Source organism: Stenotrophomonas sp. C3(2023), assembly GCF_032911385.1.
In the GTDB taxonomy this organism is placed as follows: Bacteria; Pseudomonadota; Gammaproteobacteria; order Xanthomonadales; family Xanthomonadaceae; genus Stenotrophomonas.
The window spans coordinates 2,156,089-2,179,621 of record NZ_JAWJLO010000001.1; the positions used below are offsets into that span (position 1 = coordinate 2,156,089).

19 protein-coding genes are annotated in these 23,533 nt (G+C 67.0%); 7 read left to right on the top strand and 12 right to left on the bottom strand.

Going from position 1 to position 23,533, the window contains the following annotated elements; translation table 11 throughout:
- Window positions 1–26: 26 nt before the first annotated feature.
- From RZA67_RS09475 to RZA67_RS09485, 3 genes are all read right to left on the bottom strand, one after another.
- Window positions 27–1,592, bottom strand: a complete 1,566-nt coding sequence (locus RZA67_RS09475) for a protein adenylyltransferase SelO family protein (protein WP_317212498.1) — start codon at window positions 1,590–1,592, stop codon at window positions 27–29.
- 55 nt (window positions 1,593–1,647) lie between these two features.
- A complete protein-coding gene (locus tag RZA67_RS09480) occupies window positions 1,648–2,331 on the bottom strand; it encodes a glutathione S-transferase (protein WP_317212499.1) in 684 nt (227 codons plus the stop codon).
- 167 nt (window positions 2,332–2,498) lie between these two features.
- On the bottom strand, window positions 2,499–2,708 hold the full coding sequence (locus tag RZA67_RS09485; protein WP_025875108.1) for a cold-shock protein: 210 nt from the start codon (window positions 2,706–2,708) through the stop codon (window positions 2,499–2,501).
- A 300-nt stretch (window positions 2,709–3,008) separates the two neighbouring features.
- Between RZA67_RS09485 and RZA67_RS09490 the strand changes: the two genes are divergently transcribed.
- From RZA67_RS09490 to RZA67_RS09505, 4 genes are all read left to right on the top strand, one after another.
- Complete coding sequence (locus tag RZA67_RS09490) at window positions 3,009–3,485, top strand: YaiI/YqxD family protein (protein WP_317212503.1); 477 nt, start codon at window positions 3,009–3,011, stop codon at window positions 3,483–3,485.
- A 58-nt stretch (window positions 3,486–3,543) separates the two neighbouring features.
- Complete coding sequence (locus RZA67_RS09495) at window positions 3,544–4,092, top strand: YaeQ family protein (protein ID WP_317212504.1); 549 nt, start codon at window positions 3,544–3,546, stop codon at window positions 4,090–4,092.
- A 5-nt stretch (window positions 4,093–4,097) separates the two neighbouring features.
- Window positions 4,098–5,282: an NAD(P)/FAD-dependent oxidoreductase gene (locus RZA67_RS09500; protein WP_317212505.1), complete on the top strand. Its 1,185-nt coding sequence runs from the start codon at window positions 4,098–4,100 to the stop codon at window positions 5,280–5,282.
- An 82-nt stretch (window positions 5,283–5,364) separates the two neighbouring features.
- Entirely contained in the window at window positions 5,365–7,434 is a 2,070-nt protein-coding gene (locus tag RZA67_RS09505) for an EAL domain-containing protein (RefSeq protein ID WP_317212506.1), read from the top strand.
- Window positions 7,435–7,443: 9 nt separating this feature from the next.
- Here RZA67_RS09505 and RZA67_RS09510 read toward each other — a convergent pair whose 3' ends face one another.
- Together RZA67_RS09510 and RZA67_RS09515 are read right to left on the bottom strand one after the other, a co-directional pair.
- Window positions 7,444–8,181 carry a hypothetical protein gene (locus RZA67_RS09510; RefSeq protein WP_317212507.1) on the bottom strand — a complete coding sequence of 246 codons (738 nt, stop codon included), beginning with the start codon at window positions 8,179–8,181 and terminating at the stop codon, window positions 7,444–7,446.
- A gap of 24 nt (window positions 8,182–8,205) precedes the next feature.
- Complete coding sequence (locus tag RZA67_RS09515; RefSeq protein WP_317212508.1) at window positions 8,206–9,771, bottom strand: hypothetical protein; 1,566 nt, start codon at window positions 9,769–9,771, stop codon at window positions 8,206–8,208.
- A gap of 148 nt (window positions 9,772–9,919) precedes the next feature.
- Here RZA67_RS09515 and RZA67_RS09520 point away from each other — a divergent pair, with 148 nt between their 5' ends.
- Entirely contained in the window at window positions 9,920–10,669 is a 750-nt protein-coding gene (locus RZA67_RS09520) for a hypothetical protein (RefSeq protein ID WP_317212509.1), read from the top strand.
- Between the two features lie 235 nt (window positions 10,670–10,904).
- Here RZA67_RS09520 and fabV read toward each other — a convergent pair whose 3' ends face one another.
- The 6 genes from fabV to queA form a co-directional block, all read right to left on the bottom strand.
- Window positions 10,905–12,164, bottom strand: coding sequence for an enoyl-ACP reductase FabV (fabV, locus tag RZA67_RS09525; protein WP_317212511.1), 1,260 nt, complete (start codon window positions 12,162–12,164; stop codon window positions 10,905–10,907).
- 235 nt (window positions 12,165–12,399) lie between these two features.
- A complete protein-coding gene (gene secF / locus RZA67_RS09530; protein ID WP_317212513.1) occupies window positions 12,400–13,374 on the bottom strand; it encodes a protein translocase subunit SecF in 975 nt (324 codons plus the stop codon).
- Window positions 13,375–13,392: 18 nt separating this feature from the next.
- Window positions 13,393–15,246, bottom strand: coding sequence for a protein translocase subunit SecD (secD, locus tag RZA67_RS09535; RefSeq protein WP_317212515.1), 1,854 nt, complete (start codon window positions 15,244–15,246; stop codon window positions 13,393–13,395).
- A gap of 60 nt (window positions 15,247–15,306) precedes the next feature.
- Window positions 15,307–15,651, bottom strand: a complete 345-nt coding sequence (gene yajC, locus RZA67_RS09540) for a preprotein translocase subunit YajC (RefSeq protein WP_317212516.1) — start codon at window positions 15,649–15,651, stop codon at window positions 15,307–15,309.
- 129 nt (window positions 15,652–15,780) lie between these two features.
- Window positions 15,781–16,911 carry a tRNA guanosine(34) transglycosylase Tgt gene (tgt, locus tag RZA67_RS09545; protein ID WP_317212517.1) on the bottom strand — a complete coding sequence of 377 codons (1,131 nt, stop codon included), beginning with the start codon at window positions 16,909–16,911 and terminating at the stop codon, window positions 15,781–15,783.
- Between the two features lie 68 nt (window positions 16,912–16,979).
- Window positions 16,980–18,050: a tRNA preQ1(34) S-adenosylmethionine ribosyltransferase-isomerase QueA gene (gene queA, locus RZA67_RS09550; RefSeq protein ID WP_317212518.1), complete on the bottom strand. Its 1,071-nt coding sequence runs from the start codon at window positions 18,048–18,050 to the stop codon at window positions 16,980–16,982.
- A gap of 208 nt (window positions 18,051–18,258) precedes the next feature.
- Here queA and RZA67_RS09555 point away from each other — a divergent pair, with 208 nt between their 5' ends.
- Window positions 18,259–19,755, top strand: coding sequence for an aminotransferase class III-fold pyridoxal phosphate-dependent enzyme (locus RZA67_RS09555; protein WP_317212519.1), 1,497 nt, complete (start codon window positions 18,259–18,261; stop codon window positions 19,753–19,755).
- Window positions 19,756–20,073: 318 nt separating this feature from the next.
- Window positions 20,074–20,667, top strand: coding sequence for a TIGR00730 family Rossman fold protein (locus RZA67_RS09560; protein WP_317212520.1), 594 nt, complete (start codon window positions 20,074–20,076; stop codon window positions 20,665–20,667).
- Between the two features lie 3 nt (window positions 20,668–20,670).
- Here the strand turns inward: RZA67_RS09560 and RZA67_RS09565 are convergent, their stop codons facing one another.
- Window positions 20,671–23,478, bottom strand: a complete 2,808-nt coding sequence (locus RZA67_RS09565) for an EAL domain-containing protein (protein WP_317212521.1) — start codon at window positions 23,476–23,478, stop codon at window positions 20,671–20,673.
- Between the last annotated feature and the right edge of the window lie 55 nt (window positions 23,479–23,533).

A 23,533-nucleotide genomic window follows, 5' to 3' on the forward strand; every position in this document is an offset into this window, starting at 1 on the left:
TGGTGATGACAGCGCGTCGGCCCGGCTCAGGAACTGCAGGACAGCATCGAGCAGCCTGCCCGCTCCTCGGCCCACGCCGGGCGCGGGCTGGCGTAATGCTCCAGCCCGGGCCGCTGCGTATACGGATCGCGCAGCACGTTCTGCAGGGCCAGCACGCCGCCCATGTCGCCGTCCATTGCACGGTCGATGGCCTCCTGCGCGAGCCAGTTGCGCAGCACGTACAGCGGGTTGGCAGCGGCCATCTTCGCCTGCTGCGCGGCCGGGGCCAGTACGTCGTCACGGCGCCGCTGGGCATACTGGTGCAGCCAGTCGTACAGGGCCGGCTGTACGGACTCACGCCGCGCCGGATCATAGAAAGCACCCGCGAGCACATCGGCCTGCGGTGCGTGCAGGTCCAGCTGCATCAACCCACGCCAGGCCAGCGTCATATCCATCGCGCCCTGCTCCATCAACTGCAGCCAGCGCTGGTACAGCGCCAGGTCCGCATCGCTGGCGGTGTCCAGGCCGAACCTGGCTGCCACGTCCCGGCGCGTGCAGGCAGTGAAGGTCTCCTGATAGGCGGCCAGCCCCGCCTGCAGCGGCCCAGTGTCGGTAAACAGCACCGATAGTGCCTGAGCCAGCCGGCCCAGATTCCAGTACGCCACCTGCGGCTGGTGGCCGAAGCGGTAGCGTCGCCCCTGCGCATCGGTGGTGTTGGGGGTCCAGCCTGGTTCAAACGGCTCCATCCAGCCGTAAGGCCCGTAATCGATGGTCAGGCCCAACACGGACATGTTGTCGGTATTCATGACACCGTGGACGAACCCCACCCGCATCCAATGGGCGATCATCACCGCTGTGCGCTCGCAGATGCAGCGGAACCAGGACGCGTGCAACGCCTCGCCCTGCCCGTCCAACCAGGGAAAATCACGCGCGATGCAGGCGTCCACCAATTGCCGCAGCAGGGTGATGTCACCACGCGCGGCAGGCAGCTCGAAGCTGCCAAAGCGCAGGAACGAGGGGGCTACGCGACATACCACCGCGCCGGGCTCGGCCTGCGCGTTGCCGTCGTAGAACATGTCCCGCACCACCGCCTGGCCGGTACTCACCAGCGACAGCGCCCGTGTCGTCGGCACGCCGAGATGGTGCATGGCCTCACTGCACAGGAACTCGCGAATCGACGAGCGCAGTACCGCACGGCCATCAGCGCCCCTCGAGTACGGCGTTGGCCCAGCCCCTTTGAGCTGCAGTTCCCAGTGCTCACCATCGGGCGCCACCAGCTCGCCCAGGGAGATGGCGCGGCCGTCGCCCAGCTGACCGGCCCAGTGACCGAACTGATGGCCGCCGTAGTTGGCAGCCCAGGGCTGCATGCCCGGCAGCAGCGCGTTGCCGCCCAGCACCTGGGCCATGCCCGGATCTTCCTGCCAGCCCGGCTGCAGGCCAAGCGTGTCGGCCACTTCCGGCCACCACGCCAGCAGCCGCGGGTCGGCCACCGGCGTCGGCAGCACCGACGACCAGGCCGCGCCGAGCACCTCGCGGCGGCGCGGGCCGCGCTCGGGGTCACCCGGCAATGCGTGCAGCAGGCGGTTGTCGAACGGGTAGGCAGGCGTGTTCATGGGGACGTGATGGGGGCGCGGCGGGCAGCGGGCAACCGTGCTGCGGGCAGAACGCTCATGTCGCCGCCTCGAGCCGTCCACCGCGGGCAACCGCACGCAGGTAGGCAGGGCGCTGCTCGATACGCTCGACGAAGCCGCGCAGCGCCGGTCGATCGCCGAGACCGCCGCCACGCTGGGCCGCGGCCTGCAGGGGGAAACTCATCTGGATGTCAGCGGCAGTGAAACGCGGGCCGGCAAACCAGGTACTTGAGGCCAACCGCTGTTCCATCCAGTCCAGGTGCAGGCGGCGCTGCGGGCCGACGAAGGCGGCTTCAGCACGGTCGGCGATGCGCGTGGCGAACGGCCGCGCGAAGAAGGGCATGGGCGCCTTGCGCAGGCGCGAGAACACCAGCGTCAGCAACAGGGGCGGCATCGCCGAACCCTCGGCGTAGTGCATCCAGTAGCGGTAGGCCAGCCGTTCCTCGCCATCGGCAGGTGATGCGGGGGGCGAAAGCTCATGGCCGGGGTCGTAGCAGTCGGCCAGATACTCCAGGATCGCACCGGACTCGGCCACCACGTGATCCCGGTCCTGCAGCACCGGCGCCTTGCCCAGACCATGCACCCGGCGCAGCGCCTCCGGCGCCAGCAAGGTGCGCGGGTCGCGGGCGTACTGCTTGACCTCGTAGTCCAGCCCCAGTTCCTCAAGCATCCACAGCACGCGCAGCGAACGGGAGTTTTCAAGGTGGTGGACGATGCGCATGAACGATGTTCCGTAAGGACAAGGCCCTCATGGTAGCGGCAAGCGCGCAGCGGGCAGGTGTGCGCCGCGCGATGGTCAGGTCGTAGACGGGTGCCGGGGCGCGGACAAAAAAAAACGCCGGAAGCTTTCGCTTCCGGCGTTCTGGCTACCCAAAGGCAGCAGACGGATCAGACCGCCTGCACCTGGTCAGCCTGCATGCCCTTCTGACCCTGGACGGCGACGAAGGTAACCTTCTGGCCTTCCTGCAGGGTCTTGAAGCCGGTGCCCTGGATGGCACGGAAGTGCACGAACAGGTCCGGGCCGCTTTCCGGGGTGATGAAGCCGAAGCCCTTGGCGTCGTTGAACCACTTGACGGTGCCGGTCTGACGATCAGACATTTTGTTAACTCCTGAAACACATGTTGAAAAGTATCGCAGCCACCGGATATCGGAGCCGAGACTGAGTTGCAGGCGTTAATAAAGCGGATCGATGAGCGGATCGTGAGATCAACTGCACCAGGCCACGATTCACGGTGACCCTAGCAAACACAGTACGCCGAACGATACGCGGGTTTCAGCGAAAAAGCGATAGCCCCTGCGTTCATCGTTGGCAGGTGTCAGCTCAAGCACGGCAAGGACTGACGCTGCGTATCGGGTAACCCCTACCCCGCATTCAGTTTTTTCCTGCACACTGGGTCCATGAGTACCGTTCCCACCCCCCGTCCCCGCATCTGGGTTGACGCCGACGCCTGCCCGGTGGTGATCCGCGACATCCTGTTCCGCGCCGCCGAGCGCAGCGGCCTGGAGTTGACCCTGGTCGCCAACCAGTGGATCCGCACGCCGCCCTCGCGCTGGATCCGCGCCATCCAGGTGCCACAGGGCCTGGACGTGGCTGACAGCGCCATCGTTGAACGGGTCGCCGCCGGCGATCTGGTGGTCACCCAGGACATCCCGCTGGCCGCCCTGGTGCTTGAGCGCGGTGCGCTGGCCCTGCACCCGCGTGGGGAGCTGTATACACCTGACACGATCGCCCAGCGGCTGTCGGTGCGCAATTTCATGGAAGAGCTGCGTGGTTCCGGGGTGCAGACCGGCGGGCCGCCGCCACTGCACGCGCGTGACCGCCAGACCTTCGCTGCCGCGCTGGACCGCTGGCTGGCCCACCTGCCCCGATCCTGAGCCCGGCAGTGAGGGCGCCGAAGCACTATCATGGCGGTCTTTGTTGCCCGGAATTTCCATGGCTCTCACCGCCACCATCCGCAAGGCCGAACTGCAGATCAGCGACATGGATCGCGGCTATTACGCGACCCACAATCTGACCCTTGCCCAGCACCCCTCCGAGACCGACGAGCGACTGATGGTGCGCATGCTGGCCTTCGCCCTAAATGCCAGCGACCGGCTGGAGTTCGGCAAGGGGCTCAGCACCGACGATGAGCCGGACCTGTGGGAGCACGACTACACCGGTGACATCCTGCGCTGGATCGACCTGGGGCATCCGGACGAGTCGCGCATTCGCAAGGCATGCAACCGCTCGGCGCAGGTGCAGATCGTCAACCACGGTGGCAATGCCTCCGATGTCTGGTGGCAGAAGCAGGGCAAGGCGCTGGAGCGCTTTGCCAACCTGTCGGTACTCGACCTGCCCGGCCCGTTCGTTGAACAGTGGGGTCTGCAGATCCAGCGCGCCATGCGCTTCAGCGTGCTGATCCAGGACGCCGAGGTGCAGCTGATCAACGACCAGCTGCAGCTGGATGTGGTTCCCGTCTGGCGCAAGCGCGCCAAGGACTGAGCATCATGGCCACGATCCGCTGCGACGTGCTGGTCATCGGTGCCGGTGCAGCCGGGCTGATGTGTGCGCTGACCGCCGGCCAGCGCGGGCGCATCGTGCACGTCATCGACCATGCCAACAAGGTCGGCAAGAAGATCCTGATGTCCGGTGGCGGCCGCTGCAATTTCACCAACACCGGCACGACGGCGGCCAATTTCATCTCGGCCAACCCTCATTTCTGCAAGTCCGCCCTGGCCCGCTACAGCCCGGCCGACTTCATCGAGATGGTCGAGCGTCATCGCATCGCCTATCACGAAAAGGAACTGGGCCAGCTGTTCTGCGATGTTTCCTCCAAGCAGATCGTCAAGATGCTGGTGGACGAATGCCAGCAGGCCGGCGTGCAGATCCGCACCCACTGCGCGGTGGAATCGATCGAGCGCGGTGCCGACGGGTTCCGTGTGCAGACCGCGCACGGGCTGTTCCATGCCGCCTCGCTGGTGGTGGCCACCGGCGGCCTCTCGATTCCCAGCCTGGGCGCCAGCGGCTTTGGCTACGAGCTGGCCCGCCGCTTCGGCCACCAGGTACTGCCTACCCGCGCCGGGCTGGTGCCGCTGACCCTGAGCGGTACCCACCAGCAGCGCCTGGCCGAGCTCAGCGGCGTGGCCCTGCCGGTGGAAGCGCGCTGCAACGGCCACCGTTTCAGCAACTTCATGTTGCTGACCCACCGCGGCGTCAGCGGCCCGGCGATCCTGCAGATTTCCTCGTTCTGGCAACCCGGTGACCGCCTTGAGCTGGACCTGCTGCCGCAGCTGGACGCACAGGACTGGCTGCGCCAGATGAAGCGCGAACGCCCGGCGGCCGAGCTGCGCACGGTGCTGGCCGAGGTGCTGCCCAAGCGTCTGTCCCAGCGCCTGTGCGAACACTGGCTGCCCGACACGCCGGTGCGCCAGCTCGACGAGCCACAGCTGCGCCAGGCCGCGCAGCTGCTGGCAGCATTTCCGTTGGTGGCCAGCGGCACCGAGGGTTACCGCACCGCCGAGGTGACGCTGGGCGGCGTGGACACCGCCGAAGTCTCCTCCTCCACGATGGAATCCAAGCGGGTGCCGGGCCTGCATTTCATCGGCGAAGTGCTCGATGTCACGGGCTGGCTCGGCGGTTACAACTTCCAGTGGGCCTGGGCCAGCGGGCATGCGGCCGGTCAGGCCGTGTGATCCGGATCGCGGTTCATTGCAGCTGCGCATGGACCCGGAGCGTGCCTTGGTGTATCTAACTGCTGTACCTGGGGAGCGTTGAATGCAGAACTCGAAGGACATCACCCTGCGCCTGGTGATCGTGGACGACAGCGGTGAAAACGCCGAGGCGATCGTCAGCCAGCTGCGTAACAGCGGCATCGCCGTGCGGCCCTCGCGCCCGCAGGACGACGCCGAGCTGGCCCAGGTGCTGGCCGACACCGCCATCGACCTGGTGCTGACCCGGCATGGTCAGAGCATTGGCCTGGCCCAGGTAGCCCAGCGCATCGCCGGCAGCGGCAAGGACGTGCCGCTGATCCTGCTGGTCGATCACATCGAGGAGGACACGCTGGTGGAAGCCAGCGCGCACGGCGTGCGCGCGCTTGCCCTTGGTCACCGGCCCGAGCACCTGCTGGCCGTGGTCCGCGACCAGTGGGTGGACCTGCAGGCGCGGCGCGGGCTGCGCCGCATCGAGGCGCAGATGCGCGAGACCGAGCGCCGCTGTGATGCGCTCATCGCCTCCTCGCGCGACCCCATTGCCTACATCCACGAAGGCATGCACATCCGCGCCAACGAGGCCTATCTGGAGATGTTCGGTTTTGAGAGCTTCGACGAGGTCGAAGGCATCTCGCTGCTGGACATGGTGGCCAGCCAGCACGTGGACGACTTCAAACAGCTGCTCAAGGCGCTCGGCCGCGGTGAGGCGCCACCGCCGCAGTACCAGCTCGACGCGCGCCGCCAGGACGGCAGCGCGTTTGCCGCCACGCTGGAGTTCACTGCGGCCACCTACGAGGGCGAGGCCTGCCTGCAGGTCGTGCTGCGCCGCCGGCTGGAAATGGATGCCGAGCTGGCGCGCGAGGTCGAGGACCTGCGCCAGCGTGACCAGGTCACCGGCCTGCTCAACCGCCCGACCTTCATGGTCCGCGTGGAAAACGCCGTGGCCCAGGCCGGCCGCAGTGAAGGCCAGTTCGGCCTGCTGCTGGTGGAGCCGGACCACTACGCCCGGCTGCTGCCGGACATCGGCCTGGACTCGGCCGACACCCTCGTGGCTGCGCTGGCGCAGCTGCTGGCGGGTGTGGCTGGCGAGGCCATGCCGGTCGCGCGGTTTGGCGAGCACAGCTTCGCCGTGCTGGTCGATGGCCCCTACGCCACCACCATGGCGCTGGCAGAGCGCATCCGCGAAACCTACGCTGCCCATGTGTTCAGCGTCGGCGAGCGCTCGGCCACGGTCACCGTCAGCATCGGCGGTGTACAGGTGGGCGAGAAGATCGCCAGCATCGGCCAGGTGCTGGCGCGCGCCAGCGCCTGTACCCAGGCCGCCTCGGAGGTCGGCAACACGGTGAGGGTGTTTGACCCCGCCGCGGCCGACCGGGTCGAGGAAGAGCGCATCGAGCGCTGGGTGGCACGCCTGCGCGAAGCGCTGGCCGGCGACGGTTTCCAGCTGCACTACCAGCCGGTGCTCAACCTGCAGGGCGAACCGCTGGAGCTGTATGAGGCCTACCTGCGCCTGGACAACAACGGCGAACTGGTCGGTCCGGGCAGCTTCCTGACCATCGCCGAAGAACACGGGCTGCTGGCGCAGATCAACTGCTGGGTGGTGCAGCGGGCCATCGCCGTGCTCGGCGAGCGTCAGCGCGCGGGCCATGCCACGCAGATGCTGGTCAAGATCACGCCGGAGTCCTTCGCCGACCCGCAGCTGATCGCCACCCTGCACCAGGAACTGAAGGCGCACGACGTGCCCGGGCACCGGTTGTGGCTGCATGCACCCGAAGCGAAGGTGTTCACCCACCTGCGCAACGCGCAGCAGTTTCTGGCTGATGTGGCACCGCTGGGGTGCCGCATCGGCCTGGAGCAGTTCGGCTCGGGGCTGGACTCTTTCCAGCTGCTGGCCCACTTCAAGCCGCAGTTCCTCAAGATGGACCGCGACTTCACCCGCGACGCGGCGGCAACGCGCGACAATCTGGCCAAGATCACCGAAATCACCCGGCGCGCGCAGGCAGCCCAGATCCTGACCCTTGCCGAGTTCGTCAGCGACGCCAACTCGATGACCCAGCTGTTCAGTGCGGGGGTGGATTACGTGCAGGGCGAGTTCGTCGGCGCGGCTGCACCGACGATGGACTTCGACTTCGGTTGAGCGGGCCGCTTACAGCTCGTGCTGGGCGTCCAGCTCGAAGCTGCTGCCGATCGGCGCGGCAACCACGTTCTGCCATACCCGGGCGGGGAAGATGTTGCCGGTCTCGCCCCTGAAGTTCTGCAGGTTGTGCAGGTATGGGGTGTGCGCCCAGCAGCGGTAGCCGAACTCCTTGATCTTCCGTACCTCCGCTTCGACGTTGTCGATGCCCGAGGTACGCGCGTAGATCAGCGGATGGCAGCGACGCACGGTGTCAGCCGCGCCATTGAGCACCCCGAGCAGATCATCCTTGACGTTGCTCTTGAGCACGTCCAGGCGCTCCAGCTTGAGGCTGTCGATGCTGTTGATCAGCTCTTCGTCCTGGCCGTTGTCACCGCGCCTGCGGCCCTCGGCCGCGGCAGCGCGGAACTGGTGGGTGTAGACGTTGTGCAGGCGGTTGAGGATCGCATTGCCGACCACTTCCTGCAGCGCCAGCCGGGACGGGTCCACCACGTGCACGCGGCCACCGCGCTCGACGGTACGGGCAAACCACAACGGATGCGCGCCATGTTCGGCGCCGACCTGCAGCACATGCTGCCCTTCGATCACAAAGCTGCTCAGCACGTCGAGCTCTTTTTCGGCCCATTCGCCGTAATGCTGCAGCGAACGGACCGCGTTGTCGTTGTCGGTGGCATCCACGCCGATCATGGCGCCATAGCGGGTGGTCCACAGCTCCAGCGGAGCACCGATGGTAAGGGTCGAAATATTCATTGAAGTTCTCGTTGGTCGTTTTCGTTAAAGCTGGGCGGACGCGGCCTGGCGCGCCCGTACGTTTTCCTGCCATGCCGTCCGCGCGTCATCGCGCAGCCCCTGCGCCTTCCAGCACGCGCTGGCACGCTCCCACAGCGCGATCAGGTCCGGTCGCAGCCGGTGCTGGCTGGCCGCTTTTGCCGCTACCTGGCAGGCGAGCTGGAACTGCTCGCGACGCAGGTGCACCTCGACAATGCGCCGCCAGGTCTCGGCAGCAAGCAATGCGGTGCCCTGCAGCTTGTCGGCCAGATCCTGCGCCACCTGCTGCGGCGCCGGCGCATTGCCCAGCGCCTCGTAGGCCAGCTGCACCGCCAGCCGCGTCTGCAACGAGGCGGCTTCGAGCGCCGGCTCGCGACCGGCCAGAAATGCGTGTGCCAGCGCCTGCTCCAGCAGCGTCAGCGCCTGCGCAGGTTCGGCCAGCTCGGCACGGGCCAGCGCCACTCCGGCCACGGTCAGCGCGGCGGCCGGTGTAGCGCTGTGCGCATGGACCTGCGCGGCCAGCGCCTCGGCGCGGCGCAGGCTGGCCTCACGGATGCCGCCCACTTCCTGGCGCGCGCGCAGCAACAGGGTTTCGGCCAGCAGGCGCTGGCTTTCCTGCGCCATCAGCGGATGGTCCGCCAAGCGCATGCAGACCGCCTCGGCCTCGTCAAAACGCTGCAGCCCGGCATCACCCTGCTGCTGGCTGCCCCACCACTGCAGTACCTGCAGCCACGCAAGCTGCACCGGCAGCGAATCACGCTGGTCGAGCTCGGCAACGGCGTGGCGCATGCGCGACAACCCGTGCATTCGGCTGGCACGACCCTGCTGCTGCAGCCAGGCCAGATGGAGCTGGATGCGCACGGCCTGCCAGTCGGCGTCGCTGGGTGAGCCGCTGCGGGCCGGCGGCAGGGTCAGCTCCACGGCATGCTCGTAGATCCGCTCGGGCTTGTGCCCCTGCACATTGAAACGGCTCGCCAGAATCACCTGCACCTGCAGCCAGCGGGCCAGTTCGGGCACGCTCATCCGGTTGATCCCGGAGAACAGCGCGCTGGCCGCTGCCGCCGGCAGGCTCGGCACCAGCAGTTCCAGCTGCGGCACCTCCGACCCCTCCACCACGTGTACGCGCAGCAACCCGGCACCGGCGGTGTCGTCCAGCAGCGCCTGTACCCGATGCGCGAACGGCAAGGGTTCGGCGGGCACCACGGCCGCGCCGCGTTCTGCTGCTGCAGGCGTCGACGCCTCCGCCTTGGAGGTCGTCGGGACCACAACCTGAGGCAACGGCGGCGAGAGCGACGCGCACGTGGCCGCCGTCGGCGACTGCGTGGCATCAGGCGCGGACACGGTCGCCGCCACTGCCGGCTCTGCCGGTTCTGCCGGTGCATCCTGATACTGGAGTTGGCAGCCTTCCCCCATGTCCACCGAGGCACTGGACATCCAGTCGTCCCAGATCATCTGCTCGCCCCGGGTGGCGAGCCAGCGCATGCGCAGCGACATCTGCGTGCCGCCGAGTGTCCACATCGGACGCGCGGCAACGGCGGCTTCTGATTGCGGGGATGCGGGTTCGCGCGACACGGGGGTGGGCTCCATCGGGGTGGCAGACTGGGGGGTGGCGGGGAGTGGTGCGGCAACGCCCGGCTGCGGGGTGGCGTGCGGTCGGCGCAGTGGAACAGCGCCTGCACGGAGCGGAATGCTGTGACCTGCCCGGCGGGCCGGCACCTTGATGAAGGCCGCCGGCGCGGCCGGGGCCAACCGTGCCCAGCGGATCGACGGTGATACGGTGTCGCGCAACGGTTGGCTGCGCCGCAGTCGAGGCCGCGCGCGATATCGCTGCCGCACGACGAGCAGCACCGCCAGCACCAACAGTGCGAGCAGTGCCCACAACGACCAGAGCCACGGCCCGGCGAACGCTTGCTGCACCTGTGCCAGGACGCTTGCCGCGCCCGGCGCCGGCATCGGGCGCGCGTCATCCAGCGTGCGGGCGCTCGAGGCCGGGATTGCTGGCTGCACCGCCGATGCATGCACCGGGAGCGCCGCCGCATCCGCCGGCACACCATCACCGGCGACGTCAGCGACATCGATACCCCCCATGGTCGATGACTGGGCGGCAACCGGGGAAGGCGCGAGCGCAGCGACCGGTGCGCCGGCGGCGCGCGCGGCGCGCGTCCCGCTGCTGACTACCGCCCCAGGCACGTCCGTCATGACCGGCAACGGCACCGCCTGCACGGGCGCCACCCCAGCGACGGGCGGCGCGTCCACGTCAGCCACCGCATGGGGTTCGTTCACCGCCGACGCCGGTGCCGGCTCCCCCATCGTCGGGGTACCGGGCCATGCGCATGCAGCCAGCAGGACGCACAGGGTGGCAGCCCGCCAGCAGCGCAGCGAACGCCAGGCGGCAAAGCCCGGCGCGCATGGCGCTGCGTTCTGCTCATCGCTGGCGTGGACCTGGACCACGGCGCTCCTGCTCCTGTGAAGGGGGGACAGCAGTCCGTGGGTGACGTGACGCCCAACAGCGCCCGCCCCCTGTGCTGACCGGTACCGTAAGGTCGCCCATAAGCACGAGGCAGACTATCGGACACGCCCTAATAAGAAGCCCCGCACCATTACGGCACAGGGCCTGCCGGCGCAGTCCGGGCGCCTGCAACGTAAAAGGGCCGGCACCTGGCCGACCCTTTCACGTCATTACCTAAAACTATCGACTCGCCCGATCAGCTCAGATCAACCAGATCGTTGATCTTCACATCCGGGTTGACGTCGGCCTCGTAATCCACCCCTTCGACGCCGAACCCAAACAGGCGCAGGAAGTCAGCCTTGTAGCCGGCCAGGTCGCTGATCTCATACAGGTTCTCGTTGGTCACCTGCGGCCACAGCGCAACCACCCTGCCCTGTACGTCGGCGGCCATTTCCTTGTAATCGGCACGCAGACGGCCTTCCTCGTCGACCAGCTTCACCGCATGGCCCTGCGCATCGACCAGCTCGTGACGCAGGCGCTCCTGGGCTGCGCCCTCGGCCTTGCCGCCATAGAGAATGTCGTAGAGCACGTCGAGCTGCTCGATGCAGCCCTCATGCGTACCCTGCTCTTTCATCACCTTGAACAGCAGCGACAGGTACAACGGCATGGTCGGAATCGCCGAGCTGGCCTGGGTCACCACCGCCTTGAGCACCGACACGCGTGCATCGCCGCCGATCGCGGCCAGCTTCTCGCGCAGACCCAGCACCTTCTGGTCAAGATCCTTCTTGGCCGCACCGATCGAGCCGTTCCAGTAGATGGCCTGGGTAATCTCTTCGCCGACGTAGGTAAACGCGGTGGTGGTGCAGCCCTCGGCCAGCACACCGGCCTCGGCCAGCGCGTCGATCCACATCTGCCAGTCCTCTCCCCCCATCACCGCGACGGTACCGGCGATCTCCTCGGCGGTGGCCGGCTGCAGCGTGGTCTCGGTCAGCACTTCCTTGTCGGTATCCAGCCCACGCAGGGTGATGGTCTCGCCGATCGGCTTGAGGGTCGAGCTGATGATTTCGCCGGTCTTCGGGTGCTTGCGGCGCGGCGCGGCCAGGCTGTAGACCACTTGGTCGACCTGGCCCAGATCGGCCTTGATCATCTCGATGGTACGTGCCTTGACCTCGTCGGAGAACGCGTCGCCGTTGATGCTCTTGGCGTACAGGCCCGCTTCACCGGCGTACTTGTGGAAGGCGGCTGAGTTGTACCAGCCGGCCGTGCCCGGCTTGGTTTCGGTGCCCGGACGCTCGAAGAACACACCCAGCGTCGCTGCACCACTGCCGAAGGCAGCGGTGATGCGCGCGGCCAGGCCGTAGCCGGTGGAGGCACCGATGACCAGCACGCGCTTGGGCCCGTTGGTGATGGCCGGACGACTGCGGATGTAGTCGATCTGCTGCTTGACCGCGGCCTGGCAGCCAGTGGGATGGGTGGTGACACAGATGAAGCCGCGTACGCGCGGTTTAATGACCATGAGAACCTCGAAGGTGGCGGGTGCAGGCCGGGCCTGCACTGCAGGAAACACCGCGCCGATGACGCTGCGCGAACCGCAGAAGCGTAGTGCGCAGGCGGGCTTTGCACAACCGACGCCAGCGTATGCACCGCTTTCTCGTGGCAGGTGGCGCCGGTTGGCCGTCACGCTGCTGCGCGCTGCTGTCGATCCTGCACATAAAAAAACCCCGCCGAAGCGGGGTTTTTCATGTCACCGGTCAGGGACGACGCGCGAGCGCTTCGTCTTCCTTGGCCTTGGGCAGCAGGTCCTGCTTGGTCACCGCCAGCACCCCCATGGTCAGCAGCGGGCAGGCAATGAAGATCGAGGACAGGGTACCGATCACCGCGCCGATCATCTGGCTCAGCGCCAGCCCTTCCAGCGAGCCACCGCCGTACATGTACAGCGCCAGCACCGACAGGAAGAACACCAGCGAGGTGATGATGGTGCGCGACAGCGTCTGGTTGATCGAACGGTTCATCACTTCCAGCGGTTCGACACGCAGGCTGCGGAAGTTCTCGCGGACACGGTCGAACACCACGATGGTGTCGTTGATCGAGAAGCCCATCACCGACAGCAGACCGGCCAGCACGGTCAGATCGAACTCGCGGCCGCTGATGGAGAAGTACGCCGCCACGACCAGCACGTCGAACAGCGTGGTGATGATCGCCACCACCGCGAACTTCCACTCGAAGCGGAACCCGATGTAGATCAGGAAGCCGATCAGCACGAACAGCGCGGCATACAGGCCGTTGAGTGCCAGCTCCTTGCCGACCTGCGGGCCGACGAACTCGGCACCGACGATCGAGGCGGTATTGCCTTCGACCGAGATCGCCCGCTGCACAGCCTGCGCCGTGCGGTTGTTGGCATCGCCGGCGCTTTCGCCTTCGGCCGCTTCCTGCGGCTGCAGACGGATCAGCAGGTCGCTGCCGCTGCCAAAGCTCTGTACCTGGGCGCCAGCATAACCGGCTCCTTCCAGATGCTCGCGCACGCCGTCAACGTCGGCCGGCTTCTCGAAGCGCACTTCCACCACGGTGCCGCCGGTGAAATCCAGCGCGTAGTTGAAGCCCTTGCCGATGATCGTGCCCATCGAGGCCAGGAACACCAGCGCGGCGATCGTGACCGCCACCCAGCGGGTGCGCATGAAGTCGAACTTGGTGTCGTTCGGGATCAGATGAAGCGGAAACAGTTTCATGATTGTCGATCCTTCCCGTCAGATAGCCAGGGACTTGAGCTTCTTGCGGCGCGAGTACACCAGCACGGCAAGGGCACGGGAAACGGTGATGGCAGTGAACATCGAGGCGATGATGCCGACGATCATGGTCACCGCAAACCCCTTCAGCGGGCCGGTGCCAAAGGCGTACAGCGCCACGCCGGCGAGGATGCCGGTGAGGTTGGCGTCGAGGATGGTGCCCGAGGCCTTCTCGTAGCCGGCCACGATGGCCGCCTTGGGCGGCATGCTGGCGCGCAGCTCTTCGCGGATACGTTCGTTGATCAGCACGTTGGCGTCCACCGACAGGCCGATCGACAACGCCAGACCGGCAAAGCCCGGCAGGGTCATCGTGGCACCGAACAGCGACATCACCGCCACCACGATCAGCAGGTTGAACAGCATCGCCACAGAGGTGATGACGCCGAACATGCGGTAGTACACGGTGAAGAAGACCAGGGTGAACAGGAAGGCGAAGGCCACGGCGGTGACACCGCGCTCCACGTTTTCCGCACCCAGGCTCGGGCCGACGATCTTCTCTTCAACGAAGTCCATCGGCGCGGCCAGCGAGCCGGACTTCAGCAGCTTGGCCAGGTTGTCCGCCTCGGTCTTCTCCAGACCGGTGGTCTGGAAGTTCTTGCCGAACACGCCGTTGATGTTGGCCACCGAAATGACCTCTTCCTTGACCCGGAAGCTGCGTACTTCCTGGCCGTTGACGGTCTCCACGGTGGGGATGCGCTCGGTGTACACCACCGCCATCGGCTTGTTGACGTTGGCACTGGTGAAATCAAACATGCGCTGGCCGCCGACATTGTTCAGCGTCACGCTCACCGCCGGCACGCCGTTCTGGTCGGTCATCGCCTGCGCGGCCACCATCTGGTCACCGGTGACGATCACGCGCTTGTTCAGCAGGATCGGGCCGAGGCCATCACGCCGCTGGTATACCTTGGCTTCCGGCGGAATCCGTCCCGCGGCGATGGCGTCCTGCGCGTTGCCCTCGACCACGGCGCGATACTCCAGCGTCGCGGTTGCGCCGATCATGCGCTTGGCTTCGGCGGTGTCCTGCACGCCCGGCAGCTGCACCACCACGCGGTCGGCGCCCTGGCGCTGGATGATCGGCTCGGCCACGCCGAGCTGGTTGACGCGGTTGCGCAGGGTGTTGACGTTCTGCTCGATGGCGCCGGTAGCGATCTCGGCCAGCTCGGTGTCCGGCAGGCTGACGGTCACGCGGTTGCCGCTGACCTCGTAGTTCAGCGTCGGCTGCGCCTTGACCAGCACCTCGCGCGCACGCTGGCCGGCATCGGCACCGGCCGACGGGCTCAGGTTGGCCACGATCGAATTGTCCGCGCGGCGCTCCACCGACTGGTAGGCGATGCGTGCGTCACGCAGGCTGGTGCGCACGTCTTCGGTGTAGGCATCCAGGCGCTTGTCCAGCGCGGCCTTCTGGTCCACCTGCAGCACGAAGTGCACACCGCCCTGCAGGTCCAGGCCCAGCACCAGCGGCGAGGCGCCGAGGTTGCTCAGCCATTCCGGCACGGTCGACGCCAGGTTCAGGGCCACCGTATAGTCTTCGCCCACGCTCTGCTTGAGCACGTCGTTGGCGGCGGTCTGGGTCTGCAGGTCCGGCAGGCGGACGATCAGGCTGTCGCCTTCCTTCTCCACCGCCGTGCTGCTGACGTTGGCACCCTTCAGGTCGGCCAGCACCCGCTCGCGCAGGGCGTCATCGATCTGCCCGCCACGGTTGGCGGTGATCTGGATGGCCGGGTCCTTCTGGTAGATGTTGGGCAGCGCGTACAGCGTGCTGACCGCCAGGACGATCAGGATGAGGAAGTACTTCCAGCGTGGAAATTCGAGCATTGCGAGTGTCCCGCGCGGCGCCGCCAGCGGCGCCGCGGTTGAGCTTCGGAAAGAAAGGGCTTACTTGGCCGAGTCCAGCGTGCCGGGCAGCAGCACGCTGCCGATGGCGCCCTTCTGCACGCGGATGCGCACGTTGTCAGCCACCTCGATGGTGACGAAGTTGTCGCCCACGTCGGTGACCTTGCCCACCAGGCCGCCATTGGTCAGCACTTCATCGCCACGCTTGATCTTTTCGATCAGCGCCTTGTGTTCCTTCTGGCGCTTCATCTGCGGGCGGATCATCAGGAAGTACATGATGGCGATCAGGATGACCGGGAACAGCAGCGTGCTCAGGCCCATGCCCTGCGGTTGGCCACCGGCGGCCTGGGCGTGAGCGGCGGGAATCAGGAAAGCGAGCAGGTTCATCGAAGGTCCTTGTGTTGGGCGGCGCTCCCGGCCTGGCTGGACGGGGCGCGACCGCGGAACGGGGTCAGCCGTGAAGTATGCCACGGGCCCGGACGTTCGTCCTTGGGCCCTTTGGCAGGGGGGTGCAGCTTACAGCGCGGGCGTTGCCGCACCCCGGGCTGCGTAGAAGGACTGCCGGAAGGCGTCAAAGGTTCCCGAAGCAATCGCCGCGCGCATGTCGGCCATCAGCTTCTCGTAGTAATACAGGTTGTGCAGGGTGCCCAGCATCGGCGCCAGCATCTCGTTGCAGCGGTCCAGGTGGCGCAGATAGGCGCGGGTGTAGCCGCCAGCACAGGCCACGCAGCCGCAGCCCGGCTCGATCGGGTCCATGTCGCGCTGATACTGCGCGTTGCGGATGCGCACGGTGCCGAACGAGGTGAAATAGTGGCCGTTGCGCGCGTTGCGGGTCGGCATCACGCAGTCGAACATGTCCACCCCGCGGGCCACGCCCTCCACCAGGTCTTCCGGACGCCCCACGCCCATCAGGTAGCGCGGGCGGTCGGCCGGCAGCTGCGGATGGAGGTGGTCAAGCATGGCGTTGCGCTCGTGCTCGGGTTCGCCGACCGCCAGCCCGCCAATGGCATAGCCATCAAAGCCGATCTCCTGCAGCGCGTCGGCCGAGCGGCTGCGCAGGTCGGTGTGCACGCCGCCCTGGACGATGCCGAACAGCGCCGCATCATTGTCAAATGCGTCATGAGCCTGGCGGCTGCGCCTGGCCCAGCGCAGGCTCAGCTCCATCGAACGGCGCGCGACTTCTTCGGTGGCCGGGTACGGCGTGCACTCGTCGAAGATCATTACGATATCCGAGTCGAGCACCTTCTGGATCTTCATGCTCTCTTCGGGGCCCAGGAACACCCGGGCGCCGTCGGTCGGCGAGGAGAACGTGACGCCTTCTTCGGTGATCTTGCGGCGATGCGCCAAGGAAAACACCTGGAAGCCACCCGAATCTGTGAGAATCGGCCCATCCCAGCGGGCAAAGCCGTGCAGGCCGCCGTGGTCGGCAATCACATCCAGACCCGGACGCAGATACAGGTGGAAGGTGTTGCCCAGGATGATCTCCGCACCGAGCGCGCGGATCTGGTCGGGGAAGATGCCCTTGACCGATCCATAGGTGCCCACGGGCATGAACGCCGGCGTTTCCACCGTGCCGCGCGGGAAGGTCAGACGGCCGCGGCGGGCGCGGCCATCGGTGGTGTGGAGCTCAAACTGCAGTCGGGACATGGTGCGGTGTTCAGGCAGATAGACTGCCATTGTCGCCGAAAACCGCCCATCCCTGCGCAGGCCCGCGCTCAGCCCTGCGGCTGGGGAAACAGCAGCATGGCGTCGCCGTAGCTGAAGAAGCGGTAGCGCTGGGCGATGGCGTGCTGGTAGGCCTCAAATACCCGCGCCTTGCCCGCGAACGCTGAAATCATCATCAGCAGCGTGCTTTCAGGCAGGTGGAAATTGGTCACCATCGCGTCGACGCTGCGGATCTGGTAGCCGGGCGTGATGAAGATCTGGGTCTCGCCAGCGAAGGGCAGCAGCTCGCCGTCACGCATGGCGCTCTCCAGCGCGCGCACCACGGTGGTGCCCACGCCGATGACCCGGCCACCGGCCTGACGCGTGCGCCGCACCTGCTGCACCAGTTCGGCACCCACGTTGAGCCACTCGCGGTGCATCACGTGGTCCTTCAGCTCGTCCACGCGCACCGGCTGGAAGGTGCCCGCGCCCACGTGCAGGGTAACGTGGCCGAAACTCACGCCCTTGGCCTGCAGCGCCTCAAGCAAGGCCTGGTCGAAGTGCAGGCCGGCGGTCGGGGCGGCCACCGCGCCGACCTCGCGGGCGAACACGGTCTGGTAGCGTTCGCGGTCATCCATGCCCGGCTCGCGCTGGATGTACGGTGGAAGCGGCAACCGACCGGCGTGCAGCAGCCACTGCTCCAGCGACTCCGGCACGTGGAACTGCAGCACATAGAACTCGCCATCGCGGCCCAGCACCTCGGCCTCGCCGCCGGCATCCAGGGCGATCCGGCTGCCGGCCTTGGGCGACTTGCTCGCGCCCACCTGCGCCCGCGCCTGCTGCGCGCCCAGCAGGCGCTCGATCAGGATTTCCACCCGGCCGCCGCTGGCCTTCTGCCCGAACAGCCGCGCCGGAATCACACGGGTGTCGTTGAACACCAGCAGGTCGCCGGGCTGCAGCAGCTCTGGCAGGTCACGCACGTGGCGGTCAACCAACGCGTCCGGCGAGGGCGGCACCAGCAGCAGGCGGCTGGCCGAGCGCTCGGCCAGCGGCGCCTGGGCGATCAGTTCTTCGGGAAGGTCGTAGTGGAAATCGGACTTCTTCAAGGCAGTGGACGGCAACAGGTCGGCAATGTCGCGCATTGTACGACCGGGGCACCGGTGGCGTCGCACACAAGGCCGAACGTCGGGAATCATGCTGCTATGCAGCAGGCATTTGCGGGGTTATCGGATAAAAAACTGCGTGCTAGCATCGAATGGGAAGTCCGATGCACAAGCCTTGCCCCAGCGCGCGCTTTTGACGCGCGCTCTGCATTTAAGGCGTGCGCCCTATCGTTTCAGGAGATCTGCAATGAGCTTCATCGACCACCTCGCCCCCCTTCGCCAGCACGGCGGCGCCCGCCTCACCGTCGGCCTGGACGACACCGCGCTGCAGCGCCTGGCCAGCGGCCACCCGCAGCTGGTGGCGGCCGTTGAAGCCGCCGCCGTTGCGTTTGAACAGGTCAAAGGTGAGTTCGGCGACCTGCTGGAGCTGGATGAAGCCGAGCAGATCGCAGCGACCCAGCAGGGCTTCGTCAATTTCTACGCCGACGACGCGGTGACCCCGTACGTGGCGCTGGTGGCGCGTGGCCCGTGGGTGGTCACGCTCAAGGGCGCGGTCCTCTATGACGCTGGCGGTTACGGCATGCTCGGCTTTGGCCACACCCCCGCCGAGGTGCTCGAGGCGATGGCGCGTCCGCAGGTGATGGCCAACATCATGACCCCCAGCCTGTCGCAGAAGCGCTTTGTGACCGCCCTGCGCAAGGAAATCGGTCACCGTCGTGGCGGCTGCCCGTTCACCGAGTTCATGTGCCTCAACTCCGGCTCCGAAGCGGTCGGCCTGGCTGCCCGCATCGCCGACGTCAACAGCAAGCTCAACACCGACCCGGGCGCGGCCCATGCCGGGGCCAGCATCAAGCGCGTGGTGGTCAAGGGCAGTTTCCACGGCCGCACCGACCGCCCGGCGCTGTATTCGGACTCCAGCCGTCGCAGCTACCAGCAGCATCTGGCGAGCTACCGCAACGAAGATTCGGTGATCGCCATCGCCCCGTACGACGAGGCCGCGCTGCGCAAGGTGTTCGACGATGCCGCGCAGAACCAGTGGTTCATCGAAGCGGTGTTCCTGGAGCCGGTGATGGGCGAAGGCGATCCCGGCCGCTCGGTGCCGCCGGCGTTCTACGCCGCGGCCCGCGAACTGACCGCCGCCCATGGCAGCCTGCTGCTGGTGGATTCCATCCAGGCCGGCCTGCGCGCCCATGGCGTGCTGTCGCTGGTCGACTATCCCGGCTTTGAAGGGCTGGAGCCGCCGGACATGGAAACCTATTCCAAGGCGCTCAATGCCGCGCAGTATCCGCTCTCGGTGCTGGCGGTCAACGCACGCGCCGCCGGGCTGTACCGCAAGGGCATCTACGGCAACACGATGACCAGCAATCCGCGGGCATTGGATGTGGCCTGCGCCACGCTGGCCCAGCTGACCCCGCAGGTGCGCGCCAACATCGCCGAACGCGGCCGCCAGGCCGTGGCACTGCTGGAACAGCTCAAGAGCGAGCTCGGCGGGCTGATCACCAAGGTGCAGGGCACCGGCCTGCTGTTCTCCTGCGAACTGGCCCCGCAGTTCAAGTGCTATGGCGCCGGTTCCACCGAAGAGTGGCTGCGCAGCCATGGCATCAATGTCATCCATGGCGGGGAAAACTCCCTGCGCTTCACCCCGCACTTCAACATGGACAGCGAGGAGCTGGAGCTGCTGGTGGCGATGGTCGGTCGCGCCCTGCGCGAAGGCCCGCGCCGTCAGGAAGCCGCGGCGGCCTGACGCACCGCCTTCTGGCAGGTGACGACCGTTGGTCGTCACGCTTTTGCTTCATCGGGTTGCCGGGCAGAGCCCGGCACTACCGGCGCCGCATCAAACTCGCCTCTGGTAGGTGACGACCGTTGGTCGTCACGCTTTTGCTTTAAACGGATTGCCGGGCAGAGCCCGGCACTACCGGCGCCGCATCAGGCTCGCCTCTGGTAGGTGACGACCGTTGGTCGTCACGCCTTTGCTTTTATCGGGTTGCCGGGCAGAGCCCGGCACTACGGGGCGGCGCTCAAGCGGGGTAAAATGGCCTGCTTGTCGCCCTCCGGAACCCCCATGAAGTCGATCTGTGTCTACTGTGGCTCAAACCCCGGCAGCAAGCCGGCCTACACCGAGCGCGCCATCGCGCTGGGTGACCGCCTGGCCCGTGATGGGCTGCGCGTGGTCTACGGCGGCGGCAACGTCGGCCTGATGGGCACGGTTGCCAATGCCGCACTGGCCGCCGGCGGCGACGTGGTCGGGGTCATCCCGCAGCAGCTGGCCGACTGGGAAGTGGCCCATCGCGGCCTCACCTCGCTGGAAATCGTCGGGTCCATGCATGAGCGCAAGTCGCGCATGTTCGACCTCGCTGATGGCTTCGTCGCCCTGCCCGGCGGCTTTGGCACCATGGAAGAGATCTTCGAGATGCTGACCTGGCGCCAGCTGGGCATCGGCAACAAGCCCTGCGCGTTTCTTGATATCGAAGGCTTCTACGCCCCGCTGATCAGCATGATCGACCGCATGGTCGAAGAGCGCTTCCTGCACCCGGACCAGCGCGCCGACCTGTGGTACGGCTCGGATATCGAGCAGATGCTGGAATGGATGCGCAACTACCAGCCGGCCCAGGCCTCGAAGTGGATCGACGAGAAGCGCCGCAGCGCCCTGCGCTGATCGCTACCCCTGGGTCACCTCGGTCGGCGCCGGCCGACCGAGCAGATATCCCTGGCCATGGTCGCAGCCCAGCTCCAGCAGCGTCTGGCGCTGCGCCTCGGTCTCGATGCCTTCGGCGATGGTCTCGATGCCCAGCGTACGTGCCAGCGAGACCACGCCTTCCACCAGCGCGCGGGTGCTCTGGTTTTCCGGCCCATGCAGGCCGGCAATGAAGCTCTGGTCGATCTTCAGCGACGTGATCGGGAAGCGATGCAGGTAGGACAGCGCCGAGAAGCCGGTACCGAAATCATCCAGCTGCACCAGGATGCCGCGCTCGCGCAGCGTCTGCAGGATGCGCAGCGTGCGCGGGCCGTCGTCGAGCAGGGCCACCTCGGTGATCTCCAGCCGCAGCCGGCGCGGGTCGGCATCGAATGCTTCGATCAGCCCGAACAGCCGGCTAGTGAAATCGGCCGAGCGGAAGTGCCGCGGTGAGACGTTGACCGACACATAGCCGCGCCCGCCCCGGCACAGACCGGCGATGACCTGCTCGTAGATCAGCCAGTCCACCTGTTCGATCAGACCGCTGTCCTCGCCCAGGTCGAGGAACACACCGGGCAGCAGCATGCCGCGCTTTTCATGCTGCCAGCGCAGCAGCGCTTCGTGACCGATCACCTCGCCGTCGACCAGGCGGATGATGGGCTGGTACCACGCCACGAAATCGCGGCTCATAATCGCCCGGCGCAGGTCCGACTCCAGATCGAGGCTGCGCATGGCCTGCTCGCGCATCTCCTCGTCGAAAATCGCACAGCGCTCCTGGCCCTGCGCCTTGGCGCGGTACATCGCCGCGTCAGCATCACGCACCAGCTCCTCACCACTGCGGTAGCGCGGGTGCCAGAACGCAATGCCCAGGCTGCCGGAAGGAAACAGCTCGCGCCCCTCCACCCACATCGGTTCCTGCAGCGCGCGCAGCATGCCCTGCGCGAATGCCAGACCCTGCGCCTGGCCCTGTGGGCACTGCAGCAGGATGGCGAACTCGTCGCCGCCCAACCGCGCCACCACGTCCTCGGGCCCCATCATCGCCACGATGCGATGGGCCACCTCGACCAGCAGGCTGTCGCCGGCGGCATGACCGATGCTGTCGTTGACCAGCTTGAAGCGGTCCAGGTCCAGGAACAGCACGGCAAACAATGCCTCGGCATCATGCCGGGCGCGCGTGAGCGCATCTTCCAGCCGGTCCAGCAGGTGCAGGCGGTTGGGCAGGCCGGTCAAACCGTCATGCATGGCCTGGTGGGTCAACCGCTGCTCGGCCCGCAGGCGCTCGGCGATCTGGCCGAGCAGCTTCTCGTTGACTTCGGCCAGCTCTCGCGTGCGCTCCTCCACCCGTCGCTCCAGATTGGCATGGGCCAGCCGCAGACGTTCCTGCCCGCGCTGGCGCGCCAACCCGCTGGCGATGTTCTGGGCAACAAAGGTCAGCAGCCGCTGATCGTTGCGGGTGAATGACACGTCAGGGCTGTAGCTCTGCACCACGATCGCGCCGACCACATCGCCGTCCACCCCCAGCGGCACGCCCAGCCAGCAGTGCGAGCGCGCGCCGAACTCGGCCACCTCGCCGCTGTCACGCATCGCGTCCATCCGCTCGCGGGTGGCCAGCAGCGGACGTTGCTCACGGACCACATATTCGGTGAGGCCACGACTGAACGGCCGCGAGGGCCGCGCGTTGTTGAACTCGTCCACCGAGTAGACAAAGTCCAGCCCGTCGCCGGCCTCGTTGACCAGCGCGATGTAGAAATTGCGTGCATCCAGCAGGGTGCCGACCATGCCATGGACCTGCGCGTAGAACTCGGTCAGGCTCTCGGCTTTCATCGCCAGCTCGGCAATGCCGTATAGCGCAGCCTGCAGTTTCTCGGCGCGGCGTCGCTCGAATACTTCTTCCTGCAGGCTCTCGTTGGCCAGCTGCAGCTCATGGGTACGCCGCTCCACCTGCCGTTCCAGCTGCACCTGGGCCTGGCGCCGGTCCATCGCGGTCAACACGTGCTGGGCCACAAAGCCCAGCAGCGCGCGGTCGGCTGGTCCATAACGCTGCGGCAGGTCGTAACTCTGCACCACGATCGCCCCGCTGACCCGGCCTTCGCGCAGCAGCGGCACGCCGAGCCAGTCCAGGCTTTCCGGGCCCGGGTCGCCATCGGGCTGGCCGAGGATCGCACGCAGTTCGGTGGAAGGGCCGCTCAGCGGCTGACCGTAGTGCAGCAGACCCACCGTGAGGCTGGCCTGCAGCTCGGCTTCGGGATAGATCCGTTCGGGATCGGCGACAAAGGTATCGACCTCGTCGGCGAAGTAGAGAAAGCGCAGCGTCCGCTGCACGTCGTCGTACTCGACGATGAAGCAGTTGCGCGCATACATCAGCGTTTCCAGCACGCCGTGAACGTGGCGCAGCATCTCGCCCATTTCCAGATCGGCGCCGGCCAGATCGGCGATCTCGTAGAGGGCCTGCTGCAGCCGTTTGGCGTCCTGCAGCGCCACGATCTGCCCTTCCTGCCGACTGCGCTGCAGCCCCAGCTCCAGGGCCTGACGGGCCAGTGTCCACCACGCTTCGGACGGCTGGGCGTGCTCGACCTTCACCGCCAGCCGCGCACCGTCGTGGATCCAGACCTGCCACGCATTGGCCTCGGCGTCCGTGCTGCCGCCGCCCCACAGCCACTGACCGTCCTGCTCGTCGCTGGGCGGGCTGGTACAGCGCCCGGCGCCCAGCTGCGGGTCGTCCCAGCCCAGGTGCAGCCGCGCGCCGTCAGGCAGCAACGCATGCAGCGCCTGGGCCAACGTCTGGGAAACCACCGTTTCGCTTGCCGTCTGCACCGCTGAGGTCAATCCTGATTGTGTGTATGTCACG